Raw genomic sequence first — 14,315 nt, 5'->3', positions numbered from 1 at the left:
TATAGCAGTAGCCAGTTATGTTAGGACAAAAACAAAACCCAGAAGAGTGTTGCGGCGCGAAGCGCCGCAACACTCTTCTGGGTTTTATGTCTTAATACCAATTCATGAAAGTGTGACAACACTTTTGTGAATTAAAAACTAAATCTAGTAAAGGTTTTCCATTTAAGAAATGGCGTAGCCATTTCTTAAATTGGTATTAGCCGAGCGTAGTCGAAGCTTACTATAAAAGACAAGCAAAATGCTCGCGTTTGGAGTTGATCGCCTACAATTACAGAGGATGCTTTAAAAATCAACTTAAGTAACTAGGCGCAATTAAATATAAAATCCCCAGACCTGTAGCGCACGCACAGCGTGCGCTACAGGTCTGAATTCTGGGTTTTAATTATGTCCAGCTACTTAGTAAGGTTTTTCGGTTTTAATTATGGAGACCAAGATCTCTGTCTATGAAATCTGGTTACACCCTTCCTGTATTTGCGATCGCCGCTGCTAAGGCGGCAATATTACTCCTCCGTAAAGAAAAAGCAAGTTTAGTAGAACTTGACTTATTAGAATCTGGGCGAGGAGAAATCGCGATCGCCCAGAGTGCAATTATTGATGAATTTACTGCCCTTGCCATTACCGTTAGCGATCCTGGCGATAATCTAGACTTGACTTCAGGGACACCTGTCTGGGCATGGGTGCAATTAACAGCTTCGACGGGAGCAGTGGCAGAACAGAGATTAATCCTTGAGGCGGGTGAAGGATTGGGGAAAACTGCGACTGGTCAGCCCGCTATCTATGCGCTAGCGCAAAATCTAGCAATAGCCAACCTATTACCATCACTGCCTGAGTTTACTAATGCAAGAGTTCGCTTTATTTTGCCTGAGGGAAAAGCCTTGGCTAAACGTACATCTAATGCTGCCTTCGGAATTCTTGAAGGTCTGTCGTTATTAGGAACTTCAGCGATCTCAAAGCCCCTTTCTGTTGAAGATAAATTGGAGGACTTTCGCATCGATTTACGAACGAAGGCGGATACTTGTCATGCGATCGCTTTTTATATCGGGGCAAATGGTTATCAAGTCGCCCAAAATTTGGGCTTTGCACCTTCGCAGCTAGTCCAAACTGCAAATTGGATCGGGGCAATGTTGGTGGAAGCGGCTCTTTTAGGAGTGACATCCATTACCATCGTTGGCTATCATGGTAAGCTTTTAAAACTAGCGGGCGGTATCTTTAATACTTCTAGTCACTTAGCTGATGCCCGCATCGATATTTTAGTAAGAGCAGCAGTCCATGAAAATTTACCTGTTGCCTTAATTCAAGAAATTGAGCGATCACCTACAGCCGAAGCCGTTCATAAATTATTGGTAGAGCATGGCTACGATCGCCAGATTTTTCAATATATTACTGACCAAATTACGCAGCGGGCGATCGCCTATGTCCAGAAATATACCGATCTAAAAATTGCGATCGATACGATTTTGTGCGATCGCTTAGGAAAATTAGTTCTCTAACATTCCTAATATAGCTACGGTCAAACCCAATAGAGAATTGCGGCGCTTTGCGCCGCAACTCTCTATTGGGTTTGATTTCCTGACTTAAGTGAATATAGCTATATAAAGCCTAATATAAAGATTGTGCCAAACCTTGTCTTTGTCCAAACTTAATGACCAAACCAGTTTACATTGTCGGTGCAGGACCTGGTGACCCCGATCTGATTACCGTGAAGGGACGCAATCTGTTACTCAAAGCCGATGTAGTCCTATATGCCAATTCCCTCATTCCCGATTCGATGCTGCAATTTTGTCGGGCAGATGCCGAAATTATTCCCACGGCCAGTAAGTCTCTGGAAGAGATTTTAGCAATTATGCTTGACAGAGTGCGATCGCATAAATTAGTTGTACGTTTACATGATGGCGATCCTAGCCTGTACGGCGCTATCCAAGAACAAATTGTCGCCTTAACCGAAGCGGAAATTCCCTTTGAAATTGTGCCAGGGGTCAGTGCTTTTCAATTAGCCGCAGCCCGTCTACAAGTGGAACTCACTATTCCTGAATTAGTCCAAACAATCATTCTCACCCGTATTAGCGGACGCACTCAAGTTCCTGATAAAGAAGAATTATCTAGCCTTGCGGCACATCAGGCTTCTCTATGCCTATATCTCAGCACGCACCATGTCGATAACGTGCAAAGGAAATTAATGGAGCATTATCCCGCTGATACCACCGTGGCAATTTGCTATCGCCTCGGTTGGGAAGATGAGAAGATTTTGACCGTACCCCTCACAGAGATGGCAATGACGACCCATAGGGAAAATCTGACTAGAACGACTCTCTTCGTAATTAGCCCTGCATTAAATCGGATTGAACAAAGAGTGAAAGAGCGATCGCAATTATATAGTCCGCACTACAATCGACTGTTTCGATAAATGGCGATCGCGAGGAAGATGTTACTACAACCTAGGTGGAGTCGGATCGACCAATGGCTTTGGGGTATTCATGTTGTGCAGGGTTATGGGATCTGATGAATTAAATCCTACTAGGCGGTATTTTTTGGTATAAGTAGGAGCGAGTTCTGGAGCTTCTACCCATTCATTAGTAGCCACAAATTCCTGTGAGGAGCTACCACTCAAACCAGTGCCTACGGGAGAACCACTAGCTTCCGATCTGCTTGCAACCTGATCTTTAGATGCAGCCTCTGGAGCCGCAGCAGCAGGGGGTCTGGCTTTAGATATATTATTCTCTTGGGCAATCTCATTGCGGCGACGAATTGGCTTAAAGGTTACTTCGATTAAACCGAGATCGGGGTTATTGATGCCACCACTGCGATCCAATCCTGGATTGCCCTCTTCCAGAACGATGAATTGTTTGGCGATCGCTTGAGGTCTTTCTAACGTCACAGAGCGATCGCAGATCAAACCATCAATAATTGAAACACCATCAATTTTGACACTAACCGCACTGGTATAGCTCGGAGACTGAATTTCAATTTTATAGGTCTCTCTAATTGCCACATTAATATAGCCCCTCGTATCGGCGCGGCGGATATTTCCATTTTGATTAATCGCAATCCCTACGCCTGAGGTTTGAGGTGGATCGTATTTTGCAGGTAAGGAGGATACGTTGGGATTCGACGAGGGAACTGGGGAGGGAATTGACGAGGCATCAATAGGATTATTTTTAATTTTCTCATCGCCCAAACGATTGGAGGCAGATGTCTGGTTGCTCCAGTAAGGATAACCAAATACTGCAATACCAGCAGTAAGTGCGACTACCATTGCCGCAATGCGTAGATTTGACAGGGTAATCATGATCGTCTTGGGATTTCAGTTACAGCAAATCTAACCTAATTACCGTAATAATCCTTTGTGGTTACATTTTTAGTAACAGGGTTAGGACATAAAATACCAAAGATGGGTGGCGGCGCAAAGCACCGCCACCCATCTTTGGTATTTTAGCTACCATTAACTATTGGTCTTAACTAATAGGCTTAAAAAGCTCGACCCCGTCACGACCATCCCCTGCTGCACTCAAAAAAACTTTAACCTGCTCGTCTTTGGAAGTCGGCAGAGTCCTCCCCACATAATCGGGATGAATTGGTAACTCACGATGTCCGCGATCGATCAGAGCCGTTAATCGAACCACCTTGGGGCGACCGTAATCATGGATTGCACTGAGGGCGGCTCCAATTGTCCGACCGCTATAAATTACATCATCCACCAAAACTACAGTTTTACCATTCAAGTCAAAAGGAATTTCGGTCTTACTTGGCGTTCTTAACCCAATGCGATCGAGATCGTCCCGATAAAATGTAATGTCTAGCGCACCCGAAGGAACGAGAACGCCTTCTAATGTGTGGATCTGCTTAGCGATCGCCACACTGAGTGGCACGCCCCGAGTGTAAACTCCAAGCAAAACAACATTAGACAAATCTCCACTAGCCTCGACAATTTGCGAAGCCAAGCGGTTGATCGTACGACGCAATTCGTCAGCAGATAAAATTTCGACAATCTTAGATTGCAACACTATCTAGACTAGCCTATAAGTATTTTATCTCGATAAAAAGTCATATAGATGTAAATACAACTTTTTATCCTCAGTTAAAACCCAGAAAATATCTCAAAATCACAAAATCAAAAAGCCAAATATAGAGGAGGTTAGAGACTTCCTCTGTACTTTGGAACTTTATAACGTCTAGCAATGCTTATATCGGATACGAAGAAATCCTAAGTATCAGAATTTAAGCATTTATCAATACTTATACACAATGTGGTAAGGGGGACAGCACCTACAACTACATCTACACGCTGACCATCTTTGAATAGCATGAGTGTGGGAATACTGCGAATACCATATTGTCCAGCAACGTTAGGGTTCTCATCGGTATTAAGTTTGAGAACTTTAATTCTACCTTCATATTTTCCCGCGACTTCTTCGACAACGGGCGCAACCATTCGGCATGGACCACACCAAGGAGCCCAAAAATCTACTAGAACAGGGATTTCACTCTTAATTACTTCCTGCTCAAAGTTAGCATCCGTGACGGCGATCGCTGATGACATGCTTTGCTAACTCCCTAAATACTAAAAACTTTTACTTTTAAAAATTGTGTGTAGGTAGTATAACAGCTAGTACCCCCCTTTTGATAAAAATCAAATTTATAGCTAGAACATAAAATCCCAAAGATGAATGGCGACGCAAAGCGTCGCCATTCATCTTTGGGATTTTATGTTCTAAGCAAACCTTACATTGCTATTACGTTGCTATAAGTAATTGTGCAAAATAAATTAGCCAAACCTGTAAGGTTGAGTCCCGCAGGAGCTCAACCTTACAGGTTTGGATGTGTACTTAATTACGTCTAGGTACTTATAGCTACAGTCACTTGACTTAGGACAAATCAAACCCTAAGAATTGACTGGCGGCGCGAAGCGCCGCCAGTCAATTCTTAGGGTTTATGTCCTAGTACAATTGGCGACAGCTATATAAACGAAAAAGAATTACCCAAAAACACTTATAGTCAAAAAATAAGAAACCGCCCTTGCTGCTCATAAGCTCAGGCGGAATGTGGTGTGAGGAGTGAACGGAAACTTGCGTCTCCGCTTACATATATATTGTAGTCTAATTCGCTAATATGAATACGATCGCCCAACTTTTTCGGGTTTTTCAGAGTCGCAAAATGGCGACGCTTTTATCTTTGGGATTTGCTTCGGGTTTACCCTACGCACTAACCGATGACGCTTTCCGCGCATGGTTGACCAGCGTTAAGTTTGACCTTAATACGATTGGTTGGCTAGGTCTAGTTTCCTTGCCCTATTCCTTCAAGTTTTTATGGTCGCCATTTATTGACCGCTTCGTTCCGCCATTTTTAGGCAGGCGGCGAGGCTGGATTCTGCTAACGCAGGGTGGCTTAGTATTGGCAATTTTAGTGATTGCTTTACAAATGTTTGCAATTGGCAATATTTCGCCTACGGAAAGAGTAGGGGCGCTACCCATATTAGCGATCGCCGCCTTAATTCTGGCTTTTCTCAGTGCCACTCAAGACATTGCGATCGATGCCTATCGGACAGATGTGTTAGAGGCTCAGGAAGTTGGAGCAGGGGTTGGCATTTGGGTGATGGGCTATCGTATCGCCCTTCTATTTGCAGGATTTGTCGGGTTTAACTTAGCCAGTAAATTAGGCTGGGCTTGGGTATATGTCCTATTAGCCGTTGTGATGGGGCTAGGCTTGATTGCGACGATCGCTGCCCCCGAACCTCCCGAAGCCGAGGCGCGACCCGCCACCTTAGATGAAGCCGTAGTTAAACCCTTTCAAGAATTTTTTCATCGGTTAGGAATAACCAAAGTTATTTTGATCCTTGTATTTACAATTTTTTATCGATTTAGCGATGCCATGGTCGGTAAGATGGCAGTTCCTTTTTTAAAAACTTTATTTGATGATGGCACGATCGGTACAGTGCGTCAGGGTATTGGCTTAGTAGCCACAATTGTGGGAACCTTGGCAGGGGGAGCGATTTTAAGCAAAATTGGTATTAATCGATCGCTATGGGTATTTGGATTGCTCCAAGCAATTAGCAATATTGGCTACTATGCCATTTCCGTAGTAGGGAAAAATGACTATGTTTTGCTCGCTGCGATTAATGTAGAGAATTTTTGTGGAGGATTAGGAACCGCAGGATTTTTAGGCTTTTTAATGGTGCTGTGCAATCCCAGCTTTTCTGCCACTCAATTTGCTCTTCTATCAAGTCTGTTTGCGGTCGGTCGAGATCTGCTAGCATCACCATTTTCTGGCGAATCCGCTCAATTCATTCAACGCAATATGCCTTCATGGACTGCTATTAATCATATTTCTTGGTTAGCAGGCAGTGATGGCAAGGGCTGGGCATTGTTTTTCCTGTTAACCCTCGTCTTAGCCATTCCTGGGATGATGTTTTTACCATTTTTTGCTCCTTGGAATGGGGAATTTAAAAAAGTAGATTCCTTACCCACTGATTAGTATAGCTATCGTCATTGTAGTTAAGAGATAAAACCCAAAATAGAGTTGCGCCGCAACTCTATTTTGGGTTTTATCTTTTTGCCTCACACGATCGCCAAATATTTCACCCGATCGCGTGAGGTAAAGAGAGAACTAATTCCAGTAATCTACTAATCAATGAAGCCTTAAACTGACTGCACCCAGCGCTCCAACGCTGGGTTTTTATTTTGGGAATTTTAGTCAAGAGTCATTGGTGAGTACTCCTGAAAAATCCACAAATTCAATAACAATCCCATTATGAGAACCATTAGGAAGAAACCTAATACCAATTCCCAATATGGCAATGCCATTTTGGGAATCTCCAAACCTTACGGGATTAGTTGTAACCCTTAGCCTAGGGTGGCAACACAGAAAAAGAGAAGGTCTACAAATATCGTACCCAATACTGCACCACTAAATGACCAGTAGCCTAAATTTGGCGATCGCATAGCTTTGTTGCCCACAATCAAAAGCAAAGCTGCCAAAACACAAGCCCATGTCATGCCCCAAGGTGTTTCCACTAATGTTAAGGCGCTTTTTAAGATTGGTTGAGCGAGGTTGATATTTGCCTCAACTTGCATCAAGCCTTTCCAATAAGGAAAAAGTTGGGCGATATAGAAATAGAGGTCGGTAATTGCCGTTCCCAATAACGAGCCGATATAAAACCAACCCCCAATGCGGTGAGAATCGCTACGGATTGCCCATATTGCCCAAGGTAGGGCTAGAGATTCCACTGGTACGTGGAAAGCGGGTTCCCAGCGCAGCCAGCCCCAGTATAGAGAACCACATAACCAAGTGAGGCTAAAGCCCCAGATGAGATTACCCCATAGCTTAGTATTGGTATCTTCCTCTAAATGTTTGGCGATCGCCAGCCAACCGACCGTACAGATCAAGCTCAACCAAGGCGCATAGCGTACTAGGGGAGCTTCAAAAAATACGGGAACGGAAACTAAAAATAGGGACGCAAACCAAAAGCGCCAATGTTGCACCAAGGACGCAATGGCAAGTAAATACTGTGATATCTGGGGAAACGCAGACGAAACATTTTCAGTTAGGGATATAGCCTGAACTGTTGATGTAGAACGTTCTAAGGGGCGCTCCTGTAGTTCAACCTTGTCAGGATTTAAAAACAAAGTATCTTAAAAAGTTATGTTAATTATTATTACTTAATATATTAACAGGCTTTTTTAAGCGATCCCATAGTCTCTAGCTTTTTTTAAGGTTGTCGCTTACCCATTGCCGAAATTCTTTGAGGGTTTGGCGATCGCCTAATTCAAGTCGCTTCTGCACAAACTCCACTAAAATCACCGCAGGCAAATTAGGAAAAGATAGACTATGTTCTATTTTAAGGTATGCCCCATTTTCCAAGCCTAGAAACTCTAAGCTATAGCCGTCGTAGATCCAAATTTCAGGGACTTGGAGTTGAGCATAGATCGGTAAACGGCGATCGCTAGGATTGGTGATATCAACTTCTAAAACGAGATCGGGTGGCGGATCTTGACCCATCGTAATTACTTCTTGATTACGAATTTTTGGCTCGTTCTGAATGTAATAACAAGAGTCAGGTTCAGCACCAATCTTGAGTTCAGGAATCCGCATCAATAATGAGCCACATTTACATAAATCTATCTCTAGCTCATCGGACAGTACTCGAATTAAATCATCAATAAACCGATTGCTGCGCTCATGTAGCGCCATTGGCGACATAATTTCTAAATTTCCATTGATGTAATGAAATAACGTGCTGCGGCGATCGCCTACTTCTTCCAGCAATCGCTCAAAGGTTCGCCAACTGATGTTTTCGAGCCAGATCCTTTGTTCGGCAATAGGTCGCACTTGATCGCCGCGATCGGGCAAAGCCATAAACTCTTCATCAGTCCAATTTTTGGCTTTAGCTTTTTCTGTGGCGATCGTCATGGCTTTAATTTCTTTTGTCTAGTGTGAACCTGTACCCAGTCTTATAATTCTTTTTCTACTCCAACAATGGCTTTTAGTTCTTCGATTTTGTTGAGCAATTGTTGATAGGATGCTGCATCTTGGACGACTAATTCTGCTTTGCCGTTGATGGTTAATACTATGGGATGTCCAGTATTTCTCATCTGGGTGATGAGTTCGTTGGTATTCCGCTTGAAGGTGGATAGGGGTTGAATGTCTTGACTGAGGTTAATCATAGAGATGATGCACTAAATTTACATTCAATTTAATGCTAGCACGAAACAGAAAATATGAAACAGTATAAAATTATCAAGTAATTAATCTGAATAACATATTGTAGTGTTGAGTTAATAAGCTATTTGGGTGATTAGGCAGAATTTCCCCATATAACCTAAGGTATAGTGTAAATAGCCAGAAAAATTCTGTCTAATATGTCATATAGTGCGATTAGCTAGAAATTTCGTATTCAGCCTATATTCCCTATAGCCATATTAGACAGAAATTTTCTGTCTAATACTCTATCTAATACATAGTTTGGCAGCGGAGGGTCGCGAGTGGCAGAGGCGTTCGACGAGTTAATAAAAGCCATCGACGAGGCGGACGCTGCCGAGGTTCGCCGCCTCGTCACTGTCCATCCGGCGCTGCTGGAGCAGACCGATTCCTACGGCTTCACCCCGCTCATGCACGCTGCCTCCTGCATGAGCCGAGAGGTGGTGGTGATCCGCGAGTTGCTGGATGCTGGTGCGGCGGTGAACCGCCAAACTGACGGGGGGTATACCGCCCTGCACTGCGCCATCGACGTGAACGGCGAGGCTAACCTGAATAGCCGCGAGGTGATCGCTCTGCTGGTAGAAGCCGGAGCCGACCTCACCCTTCGGCAGCACTACGGTTGGACACCGCTCTTGCGGGCAGTGGTGGAGGGCACGCTGGACGAGGTGGACGCTCTGCTGACGGCTGGGGCTGACCCGAATGTGGTCTTGCCGGTGGACACCCTGCCGGAGTGCGACTCCGGTCTGACCGCCCTCATGGCGGCAGTCACCAACGCCTACGGCGAGGATGTTATCACGTTCCTGCTGCGAGCAGGGGCGAACCCACTAGTCCGAAACACTGACGGGGCAACGTTCCCCGAGTACTTGGACGGGTTGCTAGCCGAGTACCCGTCGGGCGACTTCTCCGCCCAAGTCCACCAGTGCCGAGAGGTGCTCCGCCAGCACGTAGCCCAGAAGTCGAACCAATCGAATTAGATAGAAAATTTCTGTCTAATTCATAGTTAACTTTCTTGAGTTGAGTAGTTGTTATGAAAATCGAACAGTTAATCATTCTTGGCTTCAGTTTCGTTTTACCGATTAGTATTTGCTTAGCACCTCAAGAACTGCAAGCTCAAGAAATCTGCGGTGTTAATGATTCAAGGCAAGGTGAGCGTGGAGTTCCAGAGTACTATTACATACCTGATTCTGAACGTTCAGGGACAGGAATTGGATGCTCCCCCCGATTTGGAGGTAATTGGCATAGATACGATGGCGATCCCAGTTCTGGAGGAGTTTTTGGAATAGCTAATACTGCTGTATTGCTTCGCAGTATTTACGGTGGATACAGCGAATTTCGTCCTGTTGGTGTTGTAGAAGTAATTCCTATTCGTGTATCTAGGTAATTAGTGGGAGCATAGTCTATCCAATAGGGTGCTGTTAGGCGAAGCCGTAACGCACCAATGAACAAGACTTGAATGAAACGGCTCCCATAAACAAGGTTTGGATGTGTTAGCGATAGCGTAACGCATCCTAATGGACTTTTTTATCTAAAATAGTGCAATAGGCTATCTATCAAAAAGTTATCAAGACTGACTTTACCAAGTTTTCTATTGCATCACTTCAGATGAAACAGTCCACTACTGGATAGACTATTTTTTGAGATGACCGATAAATGTGCGATCGCCAATTTAGTTTGGAGCGATCGCCATGTGATCTATTTGGAGCCTTTTCCATTCGCTTATAATGCTAGATAAAGCAGCGATTAGGGAAAATTCAAATTATGGCAGTCCGTCAACCGCGCTATAGCAAAGAAGAATTTGCCCAACGAGGCGATCTGATATATCAAACGCATATCCGTCCACAGGTCGAAGCAGATAATCATGGCAAAATAGTTGCGATTGATATTGAAACAGGGGCATATGAAATTGCAAATGATACGATGACCGCTACTCGTCGTCTTAGAGAACGCTTACCAGATTCCCAAACTTGGGTTGTCAGAATTGGCTATCGCGCTGTCCATCGTTTTGGTGCACGGAGCTTAAAATTAGGTAGGGTGCTGTTAGGCGAAGCCATAACCCACTAATAAACGATTTGTATGCGTTACGCTAGCGCTAACACATCCTACGGATAAGTTTACAGATTAAAAAGGAGGACGTAGCATCAAGTACTACGACCTCCTTTTTGATAAATAGCTAGAAATATTACAGAGTCAAAGATTGAGGATTGGTTTCAATCAACTTGGCTAGATCTTGTAAGAACTGCGCCGCATGAGCGCCATAGATTACACGGTGATCAGCAGTGAGATTGACTTGCATTTGACTAGCAACCTTGATTGCGCCATCCTTAGTTGCCACAACTTGAGGACGCGAACCACCGATCGCTAAAATTGCACCAGTTCCAGGAGGCAAAATCGCATCAAAGCGATCCACTCCAAACATACCCAAGTTGGAAATGGTGAATGTACCAGAGTTATATTCATCGGGTTGCAATTGCTTCGCACGGGCGCGATCGACGAGTCCTTTCCAGTCACGAGAGAGGCTGTAGAGATCGGTTTGATCGGCATTTTTTAATACAGGGGTAATCAAACCACCGTCATCCATCGCCACCGCAACAGCAACATTAATATTGCTCTTGTACTCAATCCCGCGATCACTATAACTTGCATTGATTAAAGGATGCTTTTGGAGGGTAACGGCAACAGCCTTAGCCAATAGCGCCGTCATGGTAACGCCTTTAGTCTTAACTTGCTTATAGAGCGCATCTAGGGCATCTGTCGTAATCGTATAACCAACACGGAATACAGGAACTGAGAGGCTCTGATTCATGTTATTGACCACAGCCTTTTGGAAAGTAGTCAGGGCTTGAGCCTTGCCCAGCTCAGGAGCAGCAACTTTAGCCACAGGCGCAGGTTTAGCCACAGGCGCAGGTGCAGTTACGGGAATACTTGCAGCAGCTACGGGCTGAGCCGAAGGTTGCAAGAACGCTTCAACATCGGCGGCAGTAACTCGACCATTAGGTCCCGTTCCAGCAATTTTGGCTAAATCAATACCATTGTCCTTCGCAATTCGTTTGGCTCGTGGGGATACAATTTGTCGTCCAGATGGCGCAGGGGCGGATTTGCGTGGCGCAGAAACTACCACATCGGGGATAGAGGCAACAGAGGCCGCCGTGGGGGATGAAACCAGCTTAGCTGGAGGCTCCTCAGTTTTCTGTGGTGCAGTCGAGCCATTGGCGGATGCTTGACCTGCCGCTTTTTGTTTTGCTTCAGCGATTTCTTCTTTGGTCTCCGCAACATAGGCGATCGCCGAACCGACAGGAGCAGATTCGCCTGCAGGAGTAATAATTACGCCAAGATAGCCTTCATAAAAGCTTTCGACATCCATATCAGCTTTGTCAGACTCTACAATCACGACAGTTTCGCCCTTTTCTACCTTATCTCCTGGAGACTTCACCCAAGAGGTGATCTTGCCTTCAGTCATGGTGGAGCTAAGCGCAGGCATGAAAATTTCGTAAATCATAGGGAATTTATAAATATCTAAATATTAAATATAAAGCTGTATTTGGAAATAACAAAGTCAATGCTTAGTGTCAATGCTTAGTTATGAAAGTTATCCCGAAAGACTGGCTTAGAGAGCAATTTCCACAAGCCATCCTAAATCTTAACGTGTTTTGGTTGAGTATAGTGTCAATTATTCATTCATTTCACGATAAATGGTTGCTGTCGCAGGGGATGCTTGGGTGAGATATTGGAAAATCCAGAATTTAAATAACCCATCGAGAAATACGGGAACCGTCGAGATAAATGATTGCGCCAAAATTTTATTTTCAGGTAGTCCGAAATGCTCAAATAAAACGGTTAATAGAGCATCCCAGCCTTCACTAGAGTGAAACCCTACAAAGGTATCCGTTGAGATAATGATCAAAAAAGCTTTGGCATTGTCATTGAGGCTATACAGAATTTCATCAAGAAATTCTTTAATGGTTGCCAGTTCTTTGCGTCCTGAAAGTAGAAAAAGATAGAACACAAAGGCAGCTGTAATATCAGATAACAAGTTCTTAACACCATTAAGACTTGCATCATTATATTTCTTGAGGATTTTAATAGATTCTTGCTGAATTAACGCCTCGACCTCTTCAGATGAGTTGTTTGCGGATTTTTGATTGCCTTTGTCTTCAGTTTTCTTCAATTCCTCTGATTTAGCCGTCTCAGGTTTACCAGTCTCAGGTTTACCAGTCTCAGTTTTCTTCAATTCTTCTGATTTAGCCGTCTCAGGTTTACCAGTCTCAGATTTACCAGTCTCAGATTTCGATCCGCTAGGTTTCTCTTCTGATTGTCTGAGCATGATGGATTTGATAGTGTAATCAAATTCAATTCTTTCCTTTGCCATCCGCAGCTCATTAAAAGCTTTCTCCTCGACCGCAGGGCTAAACTTGACAGTCATCTTGGTAGTGTCGATGAAACTATTAATCATCGGACTATATATCAACATTTTTGATAAAAACTGTACGGCAAGCACTGAGATCACCAGCACGACGATATAGCGCAAAGCCTGATTAATCCTTTGCCGCGATTGACGTAATTCCTCAACAATGTCTTTTTCATAGTCTACGTAGGAACCGCTAAGATTGCGCTTGACTCGATCGAATGCTTTAAAAAACGATCCAGGTAAAATACTTTTCTCTACCTGTGAAACTTGCTGAGATGCCTTACGATAGTTCTTTGACTTGTCGTTTTTAAAGAGCTGAAACTTTTCATCCCTATCTGCTTCGCCTTCTGCTAAGTCGCGATCGCGCAAATAGCTAGAGCTTCTCGCAGATTTATCGGCATTATCCACCGCAATATCAATTGTCTGATTACTGGCACTGTTGTACCTTTCAAGGGTGTAGTCAATAAAGGCGAGTTTTTGATAAATAGAAAATCTACGGCTATTGCCACCTAATTGATTGGCTGATAGTTGTCCATTGCCAACCGGATCGTTACTTTGATCGTTAGGAGCATATTTAGAGATCGCGGTATTGGCAAGATTGCTGGAACTTTGCGCCTGTAAATAGGGAAGTGACGCACTCACCTTGTAAAAATTCAGCTTCCCTGAAATGGTTCTGAGATACTTCTGAAGTTGAATCTCAAACACACTAAAGACACTGCTACCAAAACTACCGTCATTGACGATTTTATTACCATTGAAGTTTTCTTCTTCAATACGTTTAATACTAACAGCCGCTTCAAAAGCCTCGTCAATTGCTCGCTCAGGTGTATTTTTAACCCAAGAAAAAATATTTTGCAAAGGTGAGGAGTTATTGTCTGGAGAGTTTGATTTCATAGTGGGGCAATCGCGCAGTGTTACACAGTAAAGTGTTTGAAGAAAAGCAAGACTAAATCGGAATCGAGATCGATGATTAGCCCATGCATAGTTTAAGAGGCAATAATCATAGAGGAATGTTTTTGGGGAGCGATTTAAAATCGCGATCGCTCTTCTGATACCAATTTCCAAAAGTGTGGCTACACTTTTGGAAATTGAAAACCAAACCCAGTAAGGGTTTTAAAATCACAAAATGGCGTAGCCATTTTGTGATTTGGTATGAGTCTCTTACAAGGGAATTTCAATCCGAAATTCGGTTCCTTCCCCAACTTTAGAGAAGCATTCC

14 protein-coding genes are annotated in these 14,315 nt (G+C 43.8%); 6 read left to right on the top strand and 8 right to left on the bottom strand.

The features are described from left to right. Positions 1 to 443 precede the first annotated feature (443 nt). Complete coding sequence (cbiD, locus tag AC805_RS07405; protein WP_055074823.1) at positions 444 to 1,490, top strand: cobalt-precorrin-5B (C(1))-methyltransferase CbiD; 1,047 nt, start codon at positions 444 to 446, stop codon at positions 1,488 to 1,490. A 152-nt stretch (positions 1,491 to 1,642) separates the two neighbouring features. Then, positions 1,643 to 2,404, top strand: coding sequence for a precorrin-4 C(11)-methyltransferase (gene cobM / locus AC805_RS07400; protein WP_055074822.1), 762 nt, complete (start codon positions 1,643 to 1,645; stop codon positions 2,402 to 2,404). Between the two features lie 24 nt (positions 2,405 to 2,428). On the opposite strand, the gene AC805_RS07395 is transcribed toward cobM, so the two are convergent. The 3 genes from AC805_RS07395 to trxA all read right to left on the bottom strand — a co-directional run bounded on the left by AC805_RS07395 (position 2,429) and on the right by trxA (position 4,537). Then, entirely contained in the window at positions 2,429 to 3,286 is an 858-nt protein-coding gene (locus AC805_RS07395; RefSeq protein WP_055074821.1) for a hypothetical protein, read from the bottom strand. A 166-nt stretch (positions 3,287 to 3,452) separates the two neighbouring features. Next, entirely contained in the window at positions 3,453 to 3,998 is a 546-nt protein-coding gene (pyrR, locus tag AC805_RS07390; protein WP_040689855.1) for a bifunctional pyr operon transcriptional regulator/uracil phosphoribosyltransferase PyrR, read from the bottom strand. Positions 3,999 to 4,201: 203 nt separating this feature from the next. Then, positions 4,202 to 4,537 (bottom strand): thioredoxin, encoded by a 336-nt coding sequence (gene trxA, locus AC805_RS07385; RefSeq protein ID WP_055074820.1) that lies wholly within the window; start codon positions 4,535 to 4,537, stop codon positions 4,202 to 4,204. A 569-nt stretch (positions 4,538 to 5,106) separates the two neighbouring features. On the opposite strand from trxA, the gene AC805_RS07380 reads away from it, so the two are divergent. Continuing rightward, entirely contained in the window at positions 5,107 to 6,468 is a 1,362-nt protein-coding gene (locus AC805_RS07380) for an AmpG family muropeptide MFS transporter (protein WP_055074819.1), read from the top strand. A gap of 368 nt (positions 6,469 to 6,836) precedes the next feature. On the opposite strand, the gene AC805_RS07375 is transcribed toward AC805_RS07380, so the two are convergent. The 3 genes from AC805_RS07375 to AC805_RS07365 all read right to left on the bottom strand — a co-directional run bounded on the left by AC805_RS07375 (position 6,837) and on the right by AC805_RS07365 (position 8,657). Then, positions 6,837 to 7,619 (bottom strand): DUF3120 domain-containing protein, encoded by a 783-nt coding sequence (locus AC805_RS07375; RefSeq protein WP_055074818.1) that lies wholly within the window; start codon positions 7,617 to 7,619, stop codon positions 6,837 to 6,839. A 73-nt stretch (positions 7,620 to 7,692) separates the two neighbouring features. Then, positions 7,693 to 8,403 (bottom strand): Uma2 family endonuclease, encoded by a 711-nt coding sequence (locus AC805_RS07370; protein ID WP_231662491.1) that lies wholly within the window; start codon positions 8,401 to 8,403, stop codon positions 7,693 to 7,695. A gap of 41 nt (positions 8,404 to 8,444) precedes the next feature. Further along, the gene (locus AC805_RS07365) at positions 8,445 to 8,657 is read right to left on the bottom strand and encodes a type II toxin-antitoxin system Phd/YefM family antitoxin (protein WP_156341336.1); all 213 of its coding nucleotides are present in this window, start codon (positions 8,655 to 8,657) and stop codon (positions 8,445 to 8,447) included. A gap of 318 nt (positions 8,658 to 8,975) precedes the next feature. Between AC805_RS07365 and AC805_RS07360 the strand changes: the two genes are divergently transcribed. The 3 genes from AC805_RS07360 (at position 8,976) to AC805_RS07350 (ending at position 10,752) form a co-directional block, all read left to right on the top strand. Then, the gene (locus AC805_RS07360; RefSeq protein WP_055074817.1) at positions 8,976 to 9,665 is read left to right on the top strand and encodes an ankyrin repeat domain-containing protein; all 690 of its coding nucleotides are present in this window, start codon (positions 8,976 to 8,978) and stop codon (positions 9,663 to 9,665) included. Positions 9,666 to 9,718: 53 nt separating this feature from the next. Next, positions 9,719 to 10,072 carry a hypothetical protein gene (locus AC805_RS07355; RefSeq protein ID WP_055074816.1) on the top strand — a complete coding sequence of 118 codons (354 nt, stop codon included), beginning with the start codon at positions 9,719 to 9,721 and terminating at the stop codon, positions 10,070 to 10,072. Between the two features lie 377 nt (positions 10,073 to 10,449). Then, a complete protein-coding gene (locus tag AC805_RS07350) occupies positions 10,450 to 10,752 on the top strand; it encodes a hypothetical protein (protein ID WP_055074815.1) in 303 nt (100 codons plus the stop codon). 118 nt (positions 10,753 to 10,870) lie between these two features. Here the strand turns inward: AC805_RS07350 and AC805_RS07345 are convergent, their stop codons facing one another. Beyond that, complete coding sequence (locus AC805_RS07345; RefSeq protein ID WP_055074814.1) at positions 10,871 to 12,187, bottom strand: dihydrolipoamide acetyltransferase family protein; 1,317 nt, start codon at positions 12,185 to 12,187, stop codon at positions 10,871 to 10,873. A gap of 171 nt (positions 12,188 to 12,358) precedes the next feature. Further along, positions 12,359 to 13,990, bottom strand: a complete 1,632-nt coding sequence (locus tag AC805_RS26745) for a hypothetical protein (protein WP_055074813.1) — start codon at positions 13,988 to 13,990, stop codon at positions 12,359 to 12,361. Positions 13,991 to 14,315 lie beyond the last annotated feature (325 nt).

This window comes from Pseudanabaena sp. 'Roaring Creek', assembly GCF_001402795.1.
GTDB lineage: Bacteria > Cyanobacteriota > Cyanobacteriia > Pseudanabaenales > Pseudanabaenaceae > Pseudanabaena.
This window is presented reverse-complemented; position numbering and strand designations above follow the sequence as displayed.